At 35.6% G+C, this 17,847-nt stretch carries 16 protein-coding genes; 5 read left to right on the forward strand and 11 right to left on the reverse strand.

Features of this window, described 5'->3' with window-relative positions; genetic code table 11:
* Positions 1-26 precede the first annotated feature (26 nt).
* From acpS to EKM79_RS06615, 3 genes are all read right to left on the reverse strand, one after another.
* Entirely contained in the window at positions 27-395 is a 369-nt protein-coding gene (acpS, locus tag EKM79_RS06605; RefSeq protein WP_125567126.1) for a holo-ACP synthase, read from the reverse strand.
* Between the two features lie 113 nt (positions 396-508).
* Positions 509-2,041 carry a degradosome RNA helicase CshA gene (cshA, locus tag EKM79_RS06610; RefSeq protein ID WP_125567128.1) on the reverse strand — a complete coding sequence of 511 codons (1,533 nt, stop codon included), beginning with the start codon at positions 2,039-2,041 and terminating at the stop codon, positions 509-511.
* Positions 2,042-2,122: 81 nt separating this feature from the next.
* Positions 2,123-3,487, reverse strand: a complete 1,365-nt coding sequence (locus EKM79_RS06615) for a UDP-N-acetylmuramoyl-tripeptide--D-alanyl-D-alanine ligase (protein ID WP_125567130.1) — start codon at positions 3,485-3,487, stop codon at positions 2,123-2,125.
* 89 nt (positions 3,488-3,576) lie between these two features.
* Here EKM79_RS06615 and EKM79_RS06620 point away from each other — a divergent pair, with 89 nt between their 5' ends.
* Entirely contained in the window at positions 3,577-4,803 is a 1,227-nt protein-coding gene (locus tag EKM79_RS06620) for a multidrug efflux MFS transporter (protein WP_125567132.1), read from the forward strand.
* A gap of 26 nt (positions 4,804-4,829) precedes the next feature.
* Here EKM79_RS06620 and EKM79_RS06625 read toward each other — a convergent pair whose 3' ends face one another.
* The 6 genes from EKM79_RS06625 to EKM79_RS06650 all read right to left on the reverse strand — a co-directional run bounded on the left by EKM79_RS06625 (position 4,830) and on the right by EKM79_RS06650 (position 11,180).
* Positions 4,830-5,078, reverse strand: coding sequence for a type B 50S ribosomal protein L31 (locus EKM79_RS06625; protein ID WP_125567134.1), 249 nt, complete (start codon positions 5,076-5,078; stop codon positions 4,830-4,832).
* A gap of 100 nt (positions 5,079-5,178) precedes the next feature.
* Complete coding sequence (gene abc-f, locus EKM79_RS06630) at positions 5,179-6,672, reverse strand: ribosomal protection-like ABC-F family protein (RefSeq protein WP_125567137.1); 1,494 nt, start codon at positions 6,670-6,672, stop codon at positions 5,179-5,181.
* A 285-nt stretch (positions 6,673-6,957) separates the two neighbouring features.
* On the reverse strand, positions 6,958-8,235 hold the full coding sequence (locus EKM79_RS06635; protein WP_125567139.1) for a UDP-N-acetylglucosamine 1-carboxyvinyltransferase: 1,278 nt from the start codon (positions 8,233-8,235) through the stop codon (positions 6,958-6,960).
* Between the two features lie 37 nt (positions 8,236-8,272).
* Complete coding sequence (locus EKM79_RS06640; RefSeq protein WP_125567141.1) at positions 8,273-9,886, reverse strand: CTP synthase; 1,614 nt, start codon at positions 9,884-9,886, stop codon at positions 8,273-8,275.
* A gap of 162 nt (positions 9,887-10,048) precedes the next feature.
* Positions 10,049-10,693, reverse strand: a complete 645-nt coding sequence (gene rpoE, locus EKM79_RS06645) for a DNA-directed RNA polymerase subunit delta (protein ID WP_125567143.1) — start codon at positions 10,691-10,693, stop codon at positions 10,049-10,051.
* Between the two features lie 46 nt (positions 10,694-10,739).
* Positions 10,740-11,180 carry a YwiB family protein gene (locus EKM79_RS06650; protein WP_125567145.1) on the reverse strand — a complete coding sequence of 147 codons (441 nt, stop codon included), beginning with the start codon at positions 11,178-11,180 and terminating at the stop codon, positions 10,740-10,742.
* Positions 11,181-11,242: 62 nt separating this feature from the next.
* On the opposite strand from EKM79_RS06650, the gene EKM79_RS06655 reads away from it, so the two are divergent.
* The 4 genes from EKM79_RS06655 to mscL all read left to right on the forward strand — a co-directional run bounded on the left by EKM79_RS06655 (position 11,243) and on the right by mscL (position 15,804).
* Positions 11,243-12,070: a lipoate--protein ligase family protein gene (locus tag EKM79_RS06655; RefSeq protein ID WP_125567147.1), complete on the forward strand. Its 828-nt coding sequence runs from the start codon at positions 11,243-11,245 to the stop codon at positions 12,068-12,070.
* Positions 12,070-13,410 (forward strand): HD domain-containing protein, encoded by a 1,341-nt coding sequence (locus tag EKM79_RS06660; RefSeq protein WP_125567149.1) that lies wholly within the window; start codon positions 12,070-12,072, stop codon positions 13,408-13,410. Before EKM79_RS06655 ends, EKM79_RS06660 begins: the two co-directional genes overlap by 1 nt.
* 114 nt (positions 13,411-13,524) lie before the next feature.
* Positions 13,525-15,225, forward strand: a complete 1,701-nt coding sequence (locus tag EKM79_RS06665) for a glycerol-3-phosphate dehydrogenase/oxidase (protein WP_125567151.1) — start codon at positions 13,525-13,527, stop codon at positions 15,223-15,225.
* Positions 15,226-15,390: 165 nt separating this feature from the next.
* The gene (gene mscL, locus EKM79_RS06670) at positions 15,391-15,804 is read left to right on the forward strand and encodes a large conductance mechanosensitive channel protein MscL (protein ID WP_125567153.1); all 414 of its coding nucleotides are present in this window, start codon (positions 15,391-15,393) and stop codon (positions 15,802-15,804) included.
* Positions 15,805-15,842: 38 nt separating this feature from the next.
* Here mscL and EKM79_RS06675 read toward each other — a convergent pair whose 3' ends face one another.
* The gene (locus EKM79_RS06675) at positions 15,843-17,258 is read right to left on the reverse strand and encodes a DASS family sodium-coupled anion symporter (protein ID WP_125567155.1); all 1,416 of its coding nucleotides are present in this window, start codon (positions 17,256-17,258) and stop codon (positions 15,843-15,845) included.
* 96 nt (positions 17,259-17,354) lie between these two features.
* Positions 17,355-17,549, reverse strand: a complete 195-nt coding sequence (locus tag EKM79_RS06680) for a hypothetical protein (protein WP_125567157.1) — start codon at positions 17,547-17,549, stop codon at positions 17,355-17,357.
* Positions 17,550-17,847: the final 298 nt, after the last annotated feature.

Consider the following 17,847-nt stretch of genomic DNA (forward strand, 5'->3'; position numbering starts at 1 on the left):
TGATACCTCCTAAAAGTTACAAATAACTATTCCGGTTTGTTAACATCCTCAATAATAACCTCCGTTATTACTAATTCATCCGTGTCGGAAATAGAAATTTGAATGTTTCCCTCAAAAATATCCGTTTTAATATATGGTTGACCGGACTCATAATTTAAAACACTTAAGTCGTGAAATCCAATCTTACCTAAACCCGTTCCCATTGCTTTAGTGAAAGATTCCTTAGCTGAAAACCTACCTGTCAAATAAGTCATTTGAGCTTTTTCAGTCTTCTTAGTTAAGAATACCGCCATTTCTTCACTTGTCAAAATTTTATCGGCAAATCTAGGATGTCGACCGTAGATCTTACGAACTCGATCGATTTCCGCAATGTCTACTCCTAGTCCTTTTATCATAATATCTCTCCACATTTTTTTTTGAAAAAAAAGACAAAGCAAAATTAATCACCTTGTCCCTCAGTACTTATATTATAAAACAAATGTTTTATTTTCCAAATATCTACGTCAAATTATAGATTTGTTCTAATCTTAAAACTCTTCTTTGATTGACCTTTTGATTTGGCAGAATTATTTCTATTGTCATGACGCTTCTCGCCTGACTTGCCACCACGGTGATCATCACGTCTTCTTGAATGATGGTTTCCACCACCATTACGATTACGATCATGGCCATAACGTCCACGTCTACCATGACCAGAACGACTACGACTAACCTTACGTGAAGGAAGTGGTCTTTCTGGAGCAATCTTAACAGGGACACTTTCAGCATCTTTAATAGTTGTGCTTAAGTAAACCTTAACTAAATCTTCAGCTGAATATTCTTCTAACAATTGCTTAACAGCATCGTTAAAGCGATCTAAGTTCTTATCAGCACCAAGAGTATTCTTAACTTCCTCTTTAACTGCTTCTAATTGTCCCTTAAGAACTTCAGTATCAGTAGGTGGAGCTAAAGGCTTCATGCGCTTCTTAGTTAGATTCTCAATAGTACGTAAGTAACCCATTTCGTTAGGAGTTACAAACGTTACAGAAACACCAGAGTGTCCGGCACGACCTGTACGGCCAATACGGTGAACATAACTATCAGGATCTTGAGGGATGTCATAGTTATAAACATGTGACACACCAGAAATATCCAATCCACGAGCAGCAACATCAGTTGCAACAAGGAATTCTAGCTTTCCAGCTTTGAATTTACGAAGTACGCTAGTACGTTTGTCTTGTGACAAATCACCATGTAGTCCTTCAGCGTTGTAACCACGAGCTTGTAATCCTCGTGTTAATTCATCAACACGACGCTTTGTTCTACCAAAGATCAATGCTAATTCTGGTCCTTGAACATCGAAGATTCTTGTCATAAGATCAAACTTCTCAAAGTCACGGGCTTTAACAAAGTATTGATCAATCTTGTCAGCAGTTAATTCTTTTGACTTAATCTTAACAATTTTTGGTTCTGTCATGAATTTGTCAGCAATACGCATAATTGGCTTAGGCATTGTTGCTGAGAACAATAGAGTTTGGTGTTTATTAGGAACATTTGAAAGAATGCTTTCAATATCTTCAACAAATCCCATATCTAGCATTTCATCGGCTTCATCTAGAACAACTGTCTTAACGTTACCTAATTTTAGAGTGTGTCTGTTGATATGATCGAGCATACGACCTGGAGTACCAACAACAATATTAGGATGGTTCTTTAAGGCACGAATTTGTCTTCTAATATCAGAGCCACCATAAACTGATTGAACTCTGACTTTTTTATCGCGACCTAATCTGTACAACTCTTCCTGAGTTTGAATGGCTAATTCTCTAGTAGGTGAGATAATTAGCGCTTGAATATCTGTAGATGACATATCAATGGCATCTAGAATTGGAAGTCCAAAAGCAGCGGTTTTACCTGTACCTGTTTGAGCTTGTCCAATTACATCATCACCGGATAATACCAGTGGGATAGTTTGAGCTTGGATGGGAGTAGTTTCTTCAAAACCAGCCTCATCTACAGCTTGTAGTAACTTTGAATCTAAATTTAATTCACTAAATTTCACAAAAATCCTCCAGTTGTTACGCGTTAAAATCACAATTGGCAACTATAACACGTTCTTCAATCATTCTCAAATAACACACTCTTATACTAATTTACTTAATACGTTCTCTAAATGAATGCCATGACTTGCCTTTAATAAGACAGTGTCACTTGAGTTTATTTCTTTTTCTAAATCATTCGTTAGTTCCGTTAATTGATCCTTGCTATACCAAGTTAAATCTTCATCAGCATATTTTTGATCCAACTTAGCTTTCAGAGCCTTCATTTCATCCCCTACAAGATAAACTTTTGCAAAGTCCCTTGTATTGATGTGGTCCGCAAGTGATTCGTGCAAATGTTTTGATGCACTACCGAGTTCCAGCATGTCTCCTAGAACGACGACCTTACGTCCAGGGGTTGAAATCTTTTTGAGACTTTCCAGAACCTCAATTGCAGCAGTCGGGTTTGAGTTGTATACATCACTTAAAATGTCTGCGCCATTTTTTGCTTTTAACCATTCTGTTCGATTCTCGGTAACATATAGGTCAGCCAAAGCTTTTGCCATAGCCTCTGGCTTAACATGAAGGGCTTGACCAACTAAAATTGCAGCCAAGGCATTCTTAACATTATATTCGCCCATCATCGGAATATCAAACTCTAAGTCTGGCCAAAGGTTAGTTTTGAACGAAGTTCTCGACTTTCCAGCCTTTATTGACGTAGCGTAAAGCGTATTCACATCTTTTTTTCCAAAAGTTAATTTTCTTTGTTCAACTTTTTGAGCACGTTCAGTCAATAATGGTTCATCGCCATCATAAATAAACTTGCCATCTTCTTGTAAATGATCGACAATCTCCATCTTTGCATCAGCAATTTTGTCGCGTGTACCAAAGAATTCGATATGTGCTTCACCGATCATAGTAATTACAGAGATATCTGGATTAGCTAAGCTACTTAAATGATCAATCTGACCTGGACGATCCATTCCCATTTCTACCACTAATACTTCAGTATTGATCGGCATATTTAAAATAGTAAATGGAACCCCAATTTCGTTATTAAAGTTCATTGGCGTTTTAGCCACATTATTATTACTGGCCAAAATTGCGACAATCATGTCTTTGGTAGTTGTCTTACCGTTACTGCCAGTCACTGCGACAACCTTTGGATTAACCTTTGCCAAATAATACTTTGCAAGTACTTCAAAAGCCGTGGAAACATTCTTAACTACGACATATGGAATCTCTTTATTAGGGATTTCATGATCACTCTGCCAAATGGTTGCACTTACTCCATTAGAAATAGCACTGTTAATAAATTCATGTCCATCACGGTCACCCTTTAATGGAAAGAACAAATCTCCTTTTTTTGCTTTGCGACTGTCAAAGCAAACCCCAGTAACCTCTACATCTGGAACAGTATCAACGTCTATTTTTAAAGCAGAATAAACTTCTTTTAACTTCATTTTCATGAATATTTTTCCCCAATTCTGAAAAATTATTTTAATTCTTCCTAAATAAAAAGAGTATAGTATTATATTTAGAAAGGAATTGATGCACTATGACATCTAAATCAACAAAAGTACCGGAAGAAAATAGTTACTGGAAACGTAACTTAAAAGTTCTTTGGTTCAGTACTTTTATGACAGGTATTGGCTTTAGTATGATAACACCCTTTTTGCCATTATACATTAATCAATTAGGGAATTTCACAAAAAATCAACTTGTCATTTGGAATGGTATTGCATTTTCTTCAACTTTCTTGGTTATGGCAATTGTTTCACCTATCTGGGGAAAAATTGCTGATCGTAGAGGCCGCAAGCTAATGCTTATCCGGGCAGCACTCGGTATGGCTATTGTAATTACGCTTCAAGCCTTTGCAACAGCCGCCTGGCAAATCGTCGTCCTAAGACTATTGCAGGGTGTCTTTTCAGGATTTGTAAGTAATGCGAATACTTTGATTGCATCTACCGCTCCAAGATCAGAAAGTGGTAAAGCACTGGGAACTTTAAACACCGGTGTTATATCAGGAACCTTACTTGGTCCTTTAGTTGGTGGTGTAATTGCACAATACCTTGGGTATAGAATTCCATTTATGGTAACTGGATCACTCTTATTCTTGGCATTTATATTAGTCACTATTTTTATTAAGGAGGACTTCACTCCTATTGCAAAAGGTGAAGAAGCTTCCACTAAAGAAATATTCCAAAAATTAAAGAATCCTAACTTAATCTTAGCAATGTTCGTTACAACCATGATAATTCAAACATCTAATAACTCTATCAATCCAATCATCAGTTTGTACGTTAAACAACTAATGCACGGATCTGATAAAGTTACACTAATTGCCGGTGTCGTGGCTGCTGTACCAGGTATAGCTAACATCATAGCAGCGCCTCGTTTTGGTGCACTTGGTGATCGTATTGGTACTGGCAAAATATTGATCGGTGGTTTGATTTTCGCCGTTTTAGTATACATCCCTCAAGCATTTGTAACTAATGTTTGGCAATTGGCTACGTTAAGATTTTTCGTAGGTATATCCGATGCATGTTTAGTTCCACAAGTTCAGACACTACTTGCAAAATATACTGATGCAAAATACACCGGTAGAATATTCGGATATAATCAGTCATTCCAGTCAGTCGGGAACGTCTGTGGTCCTCTACTTGGATCATTCATTTCCAGCACCCTGAGCTACTCAGCTGTCTTCATTAGTACAAGTATCTTAGCCGGTATTAACCTAGCTTGGGTATCAACACATTTAAAGTCAAAAAAAGCACAAAAATAAAAAGCCTCCTAATAAAGGATGGCTTTTTATTTTTGTGATAAACCATATTTCTTGTTGAAACGGTCGATACGTCCATCTGCTTGAGCAAACTTTTGTTTACCAGTGTAGAAAGGATGTGAGTCTGATGAGATTTCAACACGAATTAATGGGTATTCTGTACCTTCGTAATCAGTTGTTTCGTTTGATTGAACTGTTGAACCAGCTAAGAACTTCTTACCTGTTGATGAGTCCATGAATACAACTTGATGGTAATCTGGATGAATTCCTGTTTTCATTCTATGTCGCTCCTTTGCCCTAAATCTTTTGCAGAAATAGAGATTAATTTACTAACGGTATTAAATATTAACATGAACTACTACTTTATTCAATACAATTTTATTTTTGAAGTATCACCTTTTGATCAGAAACTTCATCTATTAGATCTTGATCGTGATCTATCAATAACATAGTCGGATGTTGCTTTTTGATTGCATCAATAATTTGTTGACGAGTAATTACATCCAAGAAATTAAGTGGCTCATCCCACAGATAAACGTTTGCTTCTTCAGACAAACTAATTGCTAATGCAACTTTTCGTTTCTGACCCTGACTCATGTTTTCCACAGGTTGATCAAATAGTTCACGCTCAAAACCTAATTTGCGCAAGTTTGAAAAGATCATTTCTGCTTCTATTTGCTTTTGAGCGGATATTTGCCGAATGTTTCCTGTTAATTCGTCTTCTTGTGCCAAATAAGAGACTTTTACATTACTTCCGATATTCAACTCGCCTGTTTGCTTAAAAGGCTGCTTAAGGCCCAAAATTTGCTTAAATACAGTTGTTTTACCTATACCATTTTGACCTACTAGTGAAATGACTTTATTCACAGGTAATTTAAAACTTATTTCTGGCGTCACAATATCATCATGTTGCAATTGTAACTTATCCACAGTAATTAAATTTTTAGGATGCTTCAATTCCACGTAATTTAGTTTTATAGGATCTTCAATTTCAATATTTTTAAGAAGTCCTTGTTTTGTTTCAATTTCACTGTCAACTCTACTAGCAATAGTCTTAGCTTTTTTCATCATTTTAGCTGACTTATGGCCAATAAAGCCCTTATCAAGGTTAACTTGCTGCAAACCGGTTTTATTTTTACCTTTTTCAGTTTGACGTGACCAATTTTCTCTTTTCACAGCTGTTTCGTGTAATCTGTTGATATCTTTTTTTAATTGATTCTTCTCGTCCATCTCAGATTGATCTTGAAGATTCTTTTCATGCTCCCAAGTATCGAAGTTCCCCTTATAAACATCTACATCTTGGCGATTGATGGATATAACATGGTCAATTACTTGATTCAAGAATGTTTTATCATGACTAATAACAATAAATCCTTTTTTACTCTTCAAGTAATCAGCGACAACCTTACGACCAATAATGTCCAAATGATTAGTTGGTTCATCGATTAATTGAAAACCATAATCATCAATGAACAAAATAGCTAATAATACTTTGGTTTGTTCTCCTGGACTCAATGTCGAGAACTCTTGATTCAAGATATCAGATTTAACTTGTAGTTTATCCAACTCAACTTCAATTTTCCACAGGTCGTAATCTTCCAACCCGGTCAATTCTTTTACAATATCCACAGCTGGGCGATTTTTATTAGTTATTCTTTGTGGATAATAATAAAAATTCAAATTAGAAACAATTTGACCTGAATACTGTAATTTGCCTAATAAGATATTCATCAAAGTCGTCTTGCCACGACCATTTCGACCAATCAGCCCCAACTTCCAACTTTCATCAATTCTTAAATTCAATGAATCAAACAAGTTATCCACCATTTGATCATATTTGAAGCTCAAATTTTCTATTTGTATTGTTCCCATTAACAAACACCTCATTTACGGTGCTTTGACCTCAACAAAAAAGGACACTACATAATAGTGTCCTTTAAACGAGTTAAAAATCAGATTTTAAGTAATACTAAAAATCTATCAGAATTTTACTCTGTTTCCTTTAAGGGACAGCCATTAAGACACACTAAGTCGAAGTCAAATTACACACTTATTTTGTATAATTTCAAATTTCAACTTAATTTCTCAACGGCTGCACTCCCTTCCTGTAATAAACTATTTAATAATCTAACAACAAAATAATCATTTGTCAATAAATTATTCAACTAAATCATCTTCACCAACTAATTTAACATCAGCACCTAGGCAATGCAACTTCCAAACAACTTGATCATATCCACGAAGAATATTCTCAGCGTTATTGATAGTCGTCTTACCTTCTGCTAATAATCCGGCAATCATCAGACAAGCTCCTGCACGAATTTCTTCAGCCGAAACAGTTGCGCCCTTCAATTCAGCGCCACCGCGAACAAAAATCAAATCATTTTCACTCGTGATATTGGCACCCATTTTGTTAAGCTCAGCAATATGTTTGATGCGCTTTGGATAAATAGTATCGATAACCATTGCTTCACCGCTAGCTTTCATAAGAAGTGGTGTAATTGGTTGTTGCAAATCTGTCGCAAATCCTGGGTACGGCATGGTCTTGATATTAACAGCTTTAAGTTCTGAAGATTCTTGAACATAAATACTATCTTCACCAATTTCCAAGTTAACACCCATTTCATCTAGTTTGGCCAAAAAGGCATCCAGATGTTCACTAATAATATTCTTGATCAAAATTCCGCCACCATTAGCAGCAGCTAAACTCAAGTAGGTTCCTGCTTCGATGCGATCAGGAATGATAGTATGTGCATTATTTGAACGTAAACTATCCACACCTTCAATACGGATTGTCTCCGTACCAACGCCACGAATCACAGCCCCCATATTGTTAAGGAATGTGGCTAAATCAATAATTTCTGGTTCCTTAGCCGCATTTTCAATGATGGTTGTTCCCTTAGCCTTAACAGCAGCCAAGATAACATTAATGGTAGCTCCAACTGAAACCATATCTAAAAAGATTTTTGCACCTTTAAGACCGCCATTTGGAGTAGTAATAATGATCTGACCGTGTTTGTTTTCAACTTGTGCACCGAGAGCTTCGAATCCCTTGATATGTTGATCAATTGGACGTGGTCCAATGTCATCGCCACCTGGGAAACCAACTACAGCTTTACCAAAGCGGCCCAGCATGGCTCCCATAAAGTAATATGAAGCACGCAAACTGCTTACCTTACCACTAGGTAGTTCGGCAAATTGAATCTTTGTCGGATCAATCTTTAATACATCATCCTTCATTTCTGAAGAAACGTTCATATCTTTCAAAATGGAACGTAAATTTTTTACATCTCTAATTTGTGGAACTGAATCTAACACTACAGGCGTATCAGATAATATAGCGGCTGGAATGAGCGCCACAGTGCTATTCTTAGCACCGCCAATCGTCACTTCACCTGATAACTTTTTTCCACCATTGATTACAAGTTTTTGCATAAGCTTTTCCCTAACTATTTTTAACTACTTCAGGAAATTACATATTATCTTCATCTAATCCTGAAGCTGCACCAATAAATGCTTTGAATAGACCTTCTGGTTTTGTTGGTCTTGATAAGAACTCTGGGTGATATTGAACTGCAATATGGAACTTGTTGCTTGGAACTTCAATAATTTCAACCAGGTGGTTGTCAGGAGAAACACCAGAGAATACTAATCCTAAATCTTCGAATTGTTTACGATATTCATTGTTAAATTCATATCTGTGTCTGTGTCTTTCTTGAATTACTGATTGATCATCATAAGCAGCGGCTGTCTTTGAACCTGGTTTCAACTTGCATGGATATGCACCCAACCGTAGTGTACCACCACGGTCCTCAACATCCTTCTTATCTGCCATAATATCAATAATTTTATTTTCAGCATCTGGATCAACTTCACCAGTTGTAGCATCTTTGATACCAGCAACATTTCTAGCAAATTCAATACTTGCCATTTGCATACCTAAACAAATACCAAAGTAAGGTACGTCATGTTCACGAGCATACTTAATAGTTGTAATCATACCTTCAAGTCCACGGCTACCAAATCCACCAGGAACAAGAATACCATCAGCATCCCCAAGCATTTCTTCAACATTATCTTCAGTAATAAGATCGGCAGAGATCTTCTTCAATTCGATATCTGTATTATAAGCATATCCTGCGGCATGAAGTGCTTCTGTAACAGAAATATAAGCATCTTGTAACTTTGTATACTTACCAACAAGTGTAATTTTTGTTGTATGCTTCAAATTGTTAACACGATCAACTAACTTGTTCCAATCTGTCATGTCAGCTTCTGGAGTTTCAAGATGCAAGTAACGACATACGATATCATCAAAGTTTTGAGCTTGTAAGTTCAAAGGAATATCATATAGTGATCTAGCATCACGTGATTCAATAACAGCTTCTGAATCTACATCACAGAATGATGCAATCTTATCTTTCATGTTTTGTGGCATAGGTTTTTCCGTACGAACAACCAAAATATTTGGTTGAATACCAATACCACGTAATTCTTTAACACTGTGTTGTGTTGGCTTTGTTTTCATTTCTCCAGCAGCCTTCAAGTAAGGTACTAGTGAAGTATGAATGTAAACAACATTTTCAGAACCCACTTCTGACTTCATTTGACGAAGTGCTTCTAGATATGGAAGTGATTCAATATCACCGACTGTACCACCGACTTCTGTGATGATTACATCAGAATCAGTTGTTGTAGCAGCGCGCATTATTTTTTGCTTAATCATATCTGTAATATGTGGAATAACTTGTACTGTAGCTCCGTTGTAATCACCACGACGTTCGCGACGAATAACTTCAGAGTAAATCTTACCTGTTGTAACGTTTGAATACTTATTCAAATCGTTATCAATAAATCTTTCATAGTGTCCTAAGTCAAGGTCAGTTTCTGTACCATCGTTAGTAACGTAAACCTCACCGTGTTGATATGGACTCATAGTTCCTGGATCCACATTAATATAAGGGTCAAATTTTTGCATTGTTACTTTTAGCCCACGGTTCTTTAATAATCTACCAAGGGATGCCGCAACAATACCCTTACCAAGAGATGAAACAACTCCACCTGTAATAAAAATATACTTAGTCATAGCTTTCCTCCACATATTCTTTCTAGGGATTTCCTACTCAACCAAAAATAAAAAAGTTCCCTATTCATATTGAACAGGGAACTTGTAATTAGACAATCTAATAGAGCCCAAACAATATAATACTGTTATCTATCCAAATCGTCAAACTTTAAATTCACAAATTTAAATATCGTCATCTTCATCATCGTCTGAGTCGTCATCATCGTCGTCTTCAAGATCGATGTCTGCATCGTCGTCTTCATCAGCATCAAACTCTGATAATTGACCTTCAATACCGTCATCTAAGCCAGTATCTTGTTCATCATCACTGTCGTCATCTACTGAAAGATCGGCATTTGTAAACTTAGAAAGATCTGGGCCATTGCTTGATGAGCCATCACTATCATCGTCATCATCCATATCTGTTACATCCAAATCAGAATCGTCATCATAGTCGACAACGTCATCGTCTTCAGAGTCATCACTCATGAAGGCATTAACCTTTTGGGCTGCCTTGTGTGTATTTTCAGTACCATTATCTTCTGGATGGTTTACTTCCTCATCAACAGAATCAAATGGATACCATTTACGCAATCCCCAAACGTTCTCACCAAGTGAAAGAAAACTTCCGTCATTATTTAAATCTGTATAAAATTGAGGAAGTGATTCCTTAACATCATCATCAGATCTGCCTAAGTAGTCCTGAATCTCATTGACAATGTCAGAAAAGTTCATTGCCTCTTTCTTGTTTGTATCAAGAATTTCGTAAGCAACCTCGATTAGAGAAAGCTCATCTTTGTTTTGGTTCTTGAATTTTTCAAATTCCAAACGGGTACACGTCCTTTCGCAGCGTCTTATTTATAATGATAGATTGTCAAGCCTTAAAAATCAATCGAAACTTGTAATTACCTACTACATTATTGTCATAAATCAAATCATAATCAATATTTATTTTTCCAGATAAAGGTTGATTAATTATTTCTACAGCAGAATCCTTAGTAAAAGTCTTTAATTGCATAATTCCATATTCAGTTTCCAAATGGCCACTATTATGATTTTTATGAGTAAAATATAATAGTGATGCCAAATTAGTTGATTTTGCTACACGTCTGACATGAATCTCTCCGCTGTCAGTCACTTTGACTAATATTGAAGCTTTGTCATTATTTTCCAGACTCTCATTAAATCTAAGATACATGGATTTACCAATCATAGTAAATTTACCAGGCTCGGCAATCTTTGTATGAGTTAATTCTCCAGATTGAAGAGTTTCCATATTTAGCTCTACATTTACATCTATACTGTTATTTTCCAAAATACGACACCTCTACATGATAAAATTAGAATAACAATTAATTTTAAAGAAGTGATTAATTAATGAATAAAACATTAGACAATACAATTTTATTATACAATCAAACAATCACCAAAGACGAAGATATGCTTGTACCATTTGCAGATACTGGAGCAATCTTAAAGTTCGTCTCAGAAAATTCCATTCCTGTAGCCCATTTTTGGACTACACCACCCACTGTTATCCTAGGTCTACAAGACCAGCGACTCAAGAATATTGCTGGTGGAATGAAACGACTAGAAGAAAAAAGATACATTTACTATGTACGCAATTCTGGTGGACTCGGCGTCGTTACTGACTCAGGAATTCTCAATTTTACTTTATTTTTACCAAATAAAAACAATATCACAATTGACCAAGCATATGAACAAATGCATCAAATTATGCAGAAAACTTTTTCTGACAAAATCAAAACTGGTGAAATAACTCGCTCATATTGTCCAGGCACATATGACTTGAGTATTGATGGCAAAAAAATTGCCGGAATCTCTCAAAGACGTGCTGGAAATGCTGTCGCAATTATGGCCTATATCAGTGTAACAGGTGACCAGAAGAAACGCTCGCAATTAATGAAAGATTTTTATGAAATTAGCAATTATCCCAAACATAAAAATATTGAATACCCTGATATTGATATTCACTGCATGACTGACTTAGACGAAATACTCAATCAAAATCTAACTATTGATGTTGCAAAGCAAAAAATTCTCAATACATTAGTTGATAATTATCAAATTGATCGTGGAAATTTTAACATTGTTAAAGAATCGTTACCATATAAAGATGCTTATAATCAGACCATGGATGATCTTATTTACAAAAATAAAAAGTTACTCTTAGGGGGAAAATAATGACTTACAATCTAGAAATGTTACCTAGAGAAAAAGTTTTTCGTGATCCAATACATAACTACATTCACGTACAACATCGTGTCATTCTCGATTTAATTAATACTAAAGAATTCCAACGACTACGTCGTGTAAAACAACTCGGTACAGCTTCTTTTACATTTCAAGGTGCTGAACATTCACGTTTCACTCACTGCATGGGTGTATATGAAATAACTAGACAAATCTGTGATAATTTCCAAAGAAATTATCCAACAAAAGTACCTGGAGATGGTCTGTGGGATGACAATGAAAGAATTGTCGCTCTATGTGCAGCTCTCCTTCATGATGTTGGTCATGGTCCATACTCACACACTTTTGAGCATATTTTTAATACTGACCATGAAGCCTGGACACAGGAAATAATCACTTCTCCAGAAACGGAAATCAACCAGGTACTTCGCAAGATTTCTGCTGACTTCCCCGAAAAAGTAGCAAGCGTTATTGCTCATACATACAAAAATCCACAAGTAGTTCAGATGATATCTAGCCAAATTGACGCTGACAGAATGGATTATTTATTGCGTGATGCTTACTTTACTGGCACTAAATACGGAATGTTTGATCTTACAAGAATTTTAAGAGTTATGCGTCCTTACAAAGATGGTATTGCCTTCGACAACGATGGTATGCACGCCGTTGAAGATTATGTTTTATCAAGATTCCAAATGTACCAACAAGTATATTTTCATCCAGTATCACGCGGTATGGAAGTAGTTCTAACTAAATTACTTCAACGTGCCAAAGACTTGTACGAACATAATCATATGAATGACTTTGAAATGCCAAGTTTACTAATACCATTCTTCGAAAATAACGTTGACATCAATGACTACCTACTACTAGATGATGGTGTTCTGAATACTTACTTCACATTATGGCAAGGCTATCCCGATGAAATCCTAAAAGACCTAGCATACAGATTCTTAAATCGTAAGCCATTCAAATCAGCTGAATACACTCAAAATACTGAATCTATACTACCTAAACTTGCCGATATGGTAGAAAGCGCTGGTTTTGCCAAAGAATATTACACAGCAACTAACACTAGTTATGACCTACCATATGATATCTACAGTCCCAACAGCAATAAAAGCCGTACTCAAATCGAAATAATGAACGATGATGGCTCACTAATTGAACTTTCCACCATTAGTAATTTAGTTAATGCTCTAACTGGTAAAATTTCTGGGGACGAACGTTTCTATTTCCCCAAGTCAATGTTAATCGAACATCCAAGTGATATTTTTAGTGATGAATATCTAAAATTTCAAAGCCATATACACAATGATTCGATAATTTAATATATGCTTAAACGTCTTTTGTATAATTTTATTATTTCAAGGTGAAACGCTTTCAGTTTTTTCTGTAATTTACTAAAATGTAAACATAATGAACTTTTTTAGGAGGAACACTCAATGAAAGAATTCTCAGAAAAAACTAGATTAGATAACCTACAATCTATGCAAAAAAATGAACTAGATTTATTGGTTATCGGTGGTGGAATTACAGGATCTGGAATCACACTAGATGCCCAGACGCGTGGCCTCAAGACCGGCTTAGTTGAAATGCGTGATTTTGCATCTGGAACTTCAAGCCGTTCTACCAAGCTAGTTCACGGTGGATTACGTTATCTTAAACAAGCTGCAATCAATGAAGTTCACGAAGTTGGTAGTGAACGTGCCATTGTGTATAACAATGCTCCTCAAATTACGACTCCATTAAAGATGATGCTTCCCTTCTACAATGGTGGAACATTTGGACCATTCTCAACTGCAATTGGACTTGATGTTTATGATCGTTTGGCGCAAGTTAAATCATCTGAACGAAAATATATGCTTGATCCTCAAAAAACCGTTGATCGTGAACCTTTCATCAAGAGCGAGAACCTTAAGGGTTCTGGAGTTTACGTCGAATATCGAACTGATGATGCCAGATTAACACTAGAAGTAGTAAAGAAGGCTAACGAATTAGGGGCCCTAATTGCTAACTACACCAAAGTAACTGGTCTACTATATAATGCCGAAAACAAAGTCTGCGGTGTAACTTTTGAAGACATGATAACTGGCGAAACTGGCGAAATTTATGCTAAAAAAGTTGTTAACTCATGCGGTCCTTGGGTTGACGAAATTAGAGATATGGATGGATCTAACGAAGGTAAACATCTTCACTTAACTAAGGGTGTGCATCTAGTAATTGATCATGAAAAGTTCCCAATTTCAAACTCAATCTACTTTGACACTCCGTTCCACGATGGCCGAATGATGTTTGCAATTCCTCGTGAGGGTAAAACTTACATAGGAACTACTGATACAACTTGGACTGAAGATCCAAAGGAACCAAATATTACAATCAAGGATGTAACATACATCTTAGCTGCCGCAAATCAAATGTTCGATCTTCCTGAACAATTGACACCCGATGATGTGGAATCTGGTTGGTCAGGTGTTCGTCCATTGATTCAAGAAGAAGGTAAATCACCTTCAGAAATTTCTCGTAAAGATGAAATCTTTAAATCAGAATCCGGATTATTATCAATCGCTGGTGGTAAATTAACAGGCTATCGTAAAATGGCTGAAAAAATCGTTAACGAAGTTGCCTTCGAATTATCCAATGAAACTGATTACGAGTATCAATCTCAACAAACTGAGAATCTAACACTATCCGGCGGTGAAGTTGGTGGCGATGAAGGCTGGAAGAATTATTTCGAAGACATGTCTGAAGAAGGAATCATCAACTACGATTTAAATCGTGATGATTCTGAAAAATTAGTTCAAAGATATGGATCTAATGTAACTGATATTTTTGAACTATTACCTAAAGAAGAAACAAAAGATGGTCTGCCACGTGTTGATTGGGCAATGTTACAATATGGGTTAAAAGCAGAAATGGTTGAACATCCTATCGATTACTTACTACGTCGCAGCAGTCAAATGTTATTCGATATTAATCATATGAAAGATATCGAAAATTCAGTTATTGATTATATGAGTGATTACTACAACTGGGATGAAGAAACTAAACAAGCGATGACGGATGAAGTTAATGAAAAACTCAAGTTAACTGACCTAAGTGAAATAAAGGATGCTTACCACAATCACATTGCAAAAGAAGTTTAGTTAATCAAAGGTCTGCCAATTTGGCAGGCTTTTTTTGAACAGGAAGTAATCGAAAAAAGTTACGATTTGGCTAATAAATAATTAAATTATCGACACACACTTACAAAATAATGAAAATATAGTAAAGTAGTCATTGTATCGAAAGCTATAAAGGAGAGCCACAAAATTCTTAAAGAATTTCAAGAGTTTATCTCTCGTGGTAGTGTCGTCGACTTAGCCGTAGGTGTTATCGTTGGTGCCGCATTTAATAATTTGGTATCAGCGTTAACTACTTATATTATCAACCCATTACTTGGTATTTTAATTGGTCAAATTAACTTGTCAGAAATGAAATTCGTTGTTTTTGGAGCTAGCTTCCAAATAGGTGATTTTGTTAATGCTTTGATCAACTTCTTGATCATCATGTTCGTAGTCTTCACTATTGTTAAATTAATGAACAAAATGCGTCGTGATGGTTCTAAGAGTAAGTTCGATGAAAGTGTTGAGGAATTAGATCCTCAACTAGAATACTTACAACAAATTCGTGATTTGTTAAGATATCAACAATTACGTGACCAAGAAAAAGACAGAAGAAGATAGCAAAAAAGTCGATGAATAACATCGACTTTTTTTATGTCCTAAAACATTCCTAAAAACTTCCACCAACCTAATCCAACAACCATGAAGATCAAGAATTCAACAAGTGACACGATAAATCCAACTTTCCACCATTCTCTTTGAGTTACATAACCAGTCGCAAAGTAGATAGAAGCTGTTCCAGTACCGTAATGTGTAGTACTTGGTGAAATACACGTTAAAATTGCAAACATCATAATAACCATTGTAGGATTTGCGCCCAAGCTAACTAATACTGTAGCAAAGGGAATGTACAATGCTTGCATATGAACCAATACACTGGTGAAAAAGTAATGAATATATAGATATACCAATGCCAATATAATAAATGCAGCTGTTAGACTCATCCCTTTAACACTATTAGACATAATATTTTTGAACCATTCAATTACACCAGTCTGTGCCAAATAAGGAGTAATTGCCATTAACGGTGGCAACCATAAAAATATATTCCATACTTTTTTTTCGGATAAAATATCTTCTAACCCAACAATCCCAGTAATAATCAGAATAGCTAATCCTAATAATGCGATGCTCGTATTGTCCAACTTAGTAATTTGCGTTGTTGACCAAAGTACGATCATCAATATGAATACAGCTATCATAATGCTTTCTTTGATAGAAACCTTACCCATCTTATCCAATTCTTTTTTTGCAAAATTTTGCGCATTAGGAATCTTTTTTAGCTCCGGTTTATGGATAAAATAAATAACCAATGGAACAACAATCAGTGCCAAAATACTAGGAACTGATGTGTACTTAAACCAATCCAGCCAAGAAATAGAAATATTAAAAACACTCTTTCCCATGCTGATAGCCAAAGGGTTAGTTGCCATAGCAGTAAAGAATAATGATCCAGCAATTAAGTTCTGATGAAAACTAGTCAGCAATAAGAATGAACCAATTTTATTCTGAGTTCCATCATCTGGTTCAGATCCTAGAGATTTTGATAACGACATAGTTATTGGATACAAAACACCAGCTCCACGGGCATTAGTATTCGGTACAAATGGAGCCATAATTACATCACAGATAGTCAAAATATACGACAACGCTAATGAACTGTGACCAAATCTATAAATTAGATAATAAGCAATTCGAAATCCTAGTTTTGTCGTTCTGAATCCTATTGCCACAAAAAAAGCAAACATAATCAGCCAAACTGCACTGTTACCAAATCCAGCATATACCAGCTCAGCCGGCATTACCTGCGAAACGGTTAATACAGCCATCATTATGATTGCCAAAATAGCCAAAGGTGCGACATTTAATAAACATCCCAAAATAAAACCGACAAAAACAGCAAATGTGCGCCACCCTACAACTTTGATTCCTAATGGAACTGGTAAAAACCAAATGGCCAATACCACAGCAACAATAAGAATCGAATAAATTATTTTTTTATTTCGTTCTTGCATTGTTTCTCCCCTTAATTAATTTCTTTTATTGTATCAAAAAAAGGGATAGCAAAAATATAATGTTTCATATATAAAGTTATAATTATAATATATAAATCAAAAGAAAATGTACGAATGTCCACTTACAATAAAGAAACTAAAACAAATCACCGTTGTAATTCCAATTGCAAGTCCAATAGTTACTAGATCTGATTTATAAGTCTTAATATTACGAGCATATCGATCATTCTTTAAGCAGAACATCAAAATGACAACAATCATTGTAAAAGTCCAAAACATCGGAATCATCATCAACACCACCAATAAAAGTACTTTTTGTTTTAACAAAATACTATCATCTCATGATTTAGTCAAAGCTTTAACTCACGATGTACTTTTTGGAAACATAGTCAACTTTCGAGCACTAAGGAAAATAGTTCCAGTAATATGATTTTGGATTCTTTCTCCAGTTTGATTACAGAATCGAATATAAAAAAACTAGATATTTTTTCCTGGTATAAACCCAGAAAAATGGGTCTAAACTTTCTGGTATTGGTGAAAGCCAATACCAGTTTTTTTATTGTCTAAATTTCTGGATAGAAAAAGGACC

The organism is Companilactobacillus insicii (assembly GCF_003946015.1).
GTDB lineage: Bacteria > Bacillota > Bacilli > Lactobacillales > Lactobacillaceae > Companilactobacillus > Companilactobacillus insicii.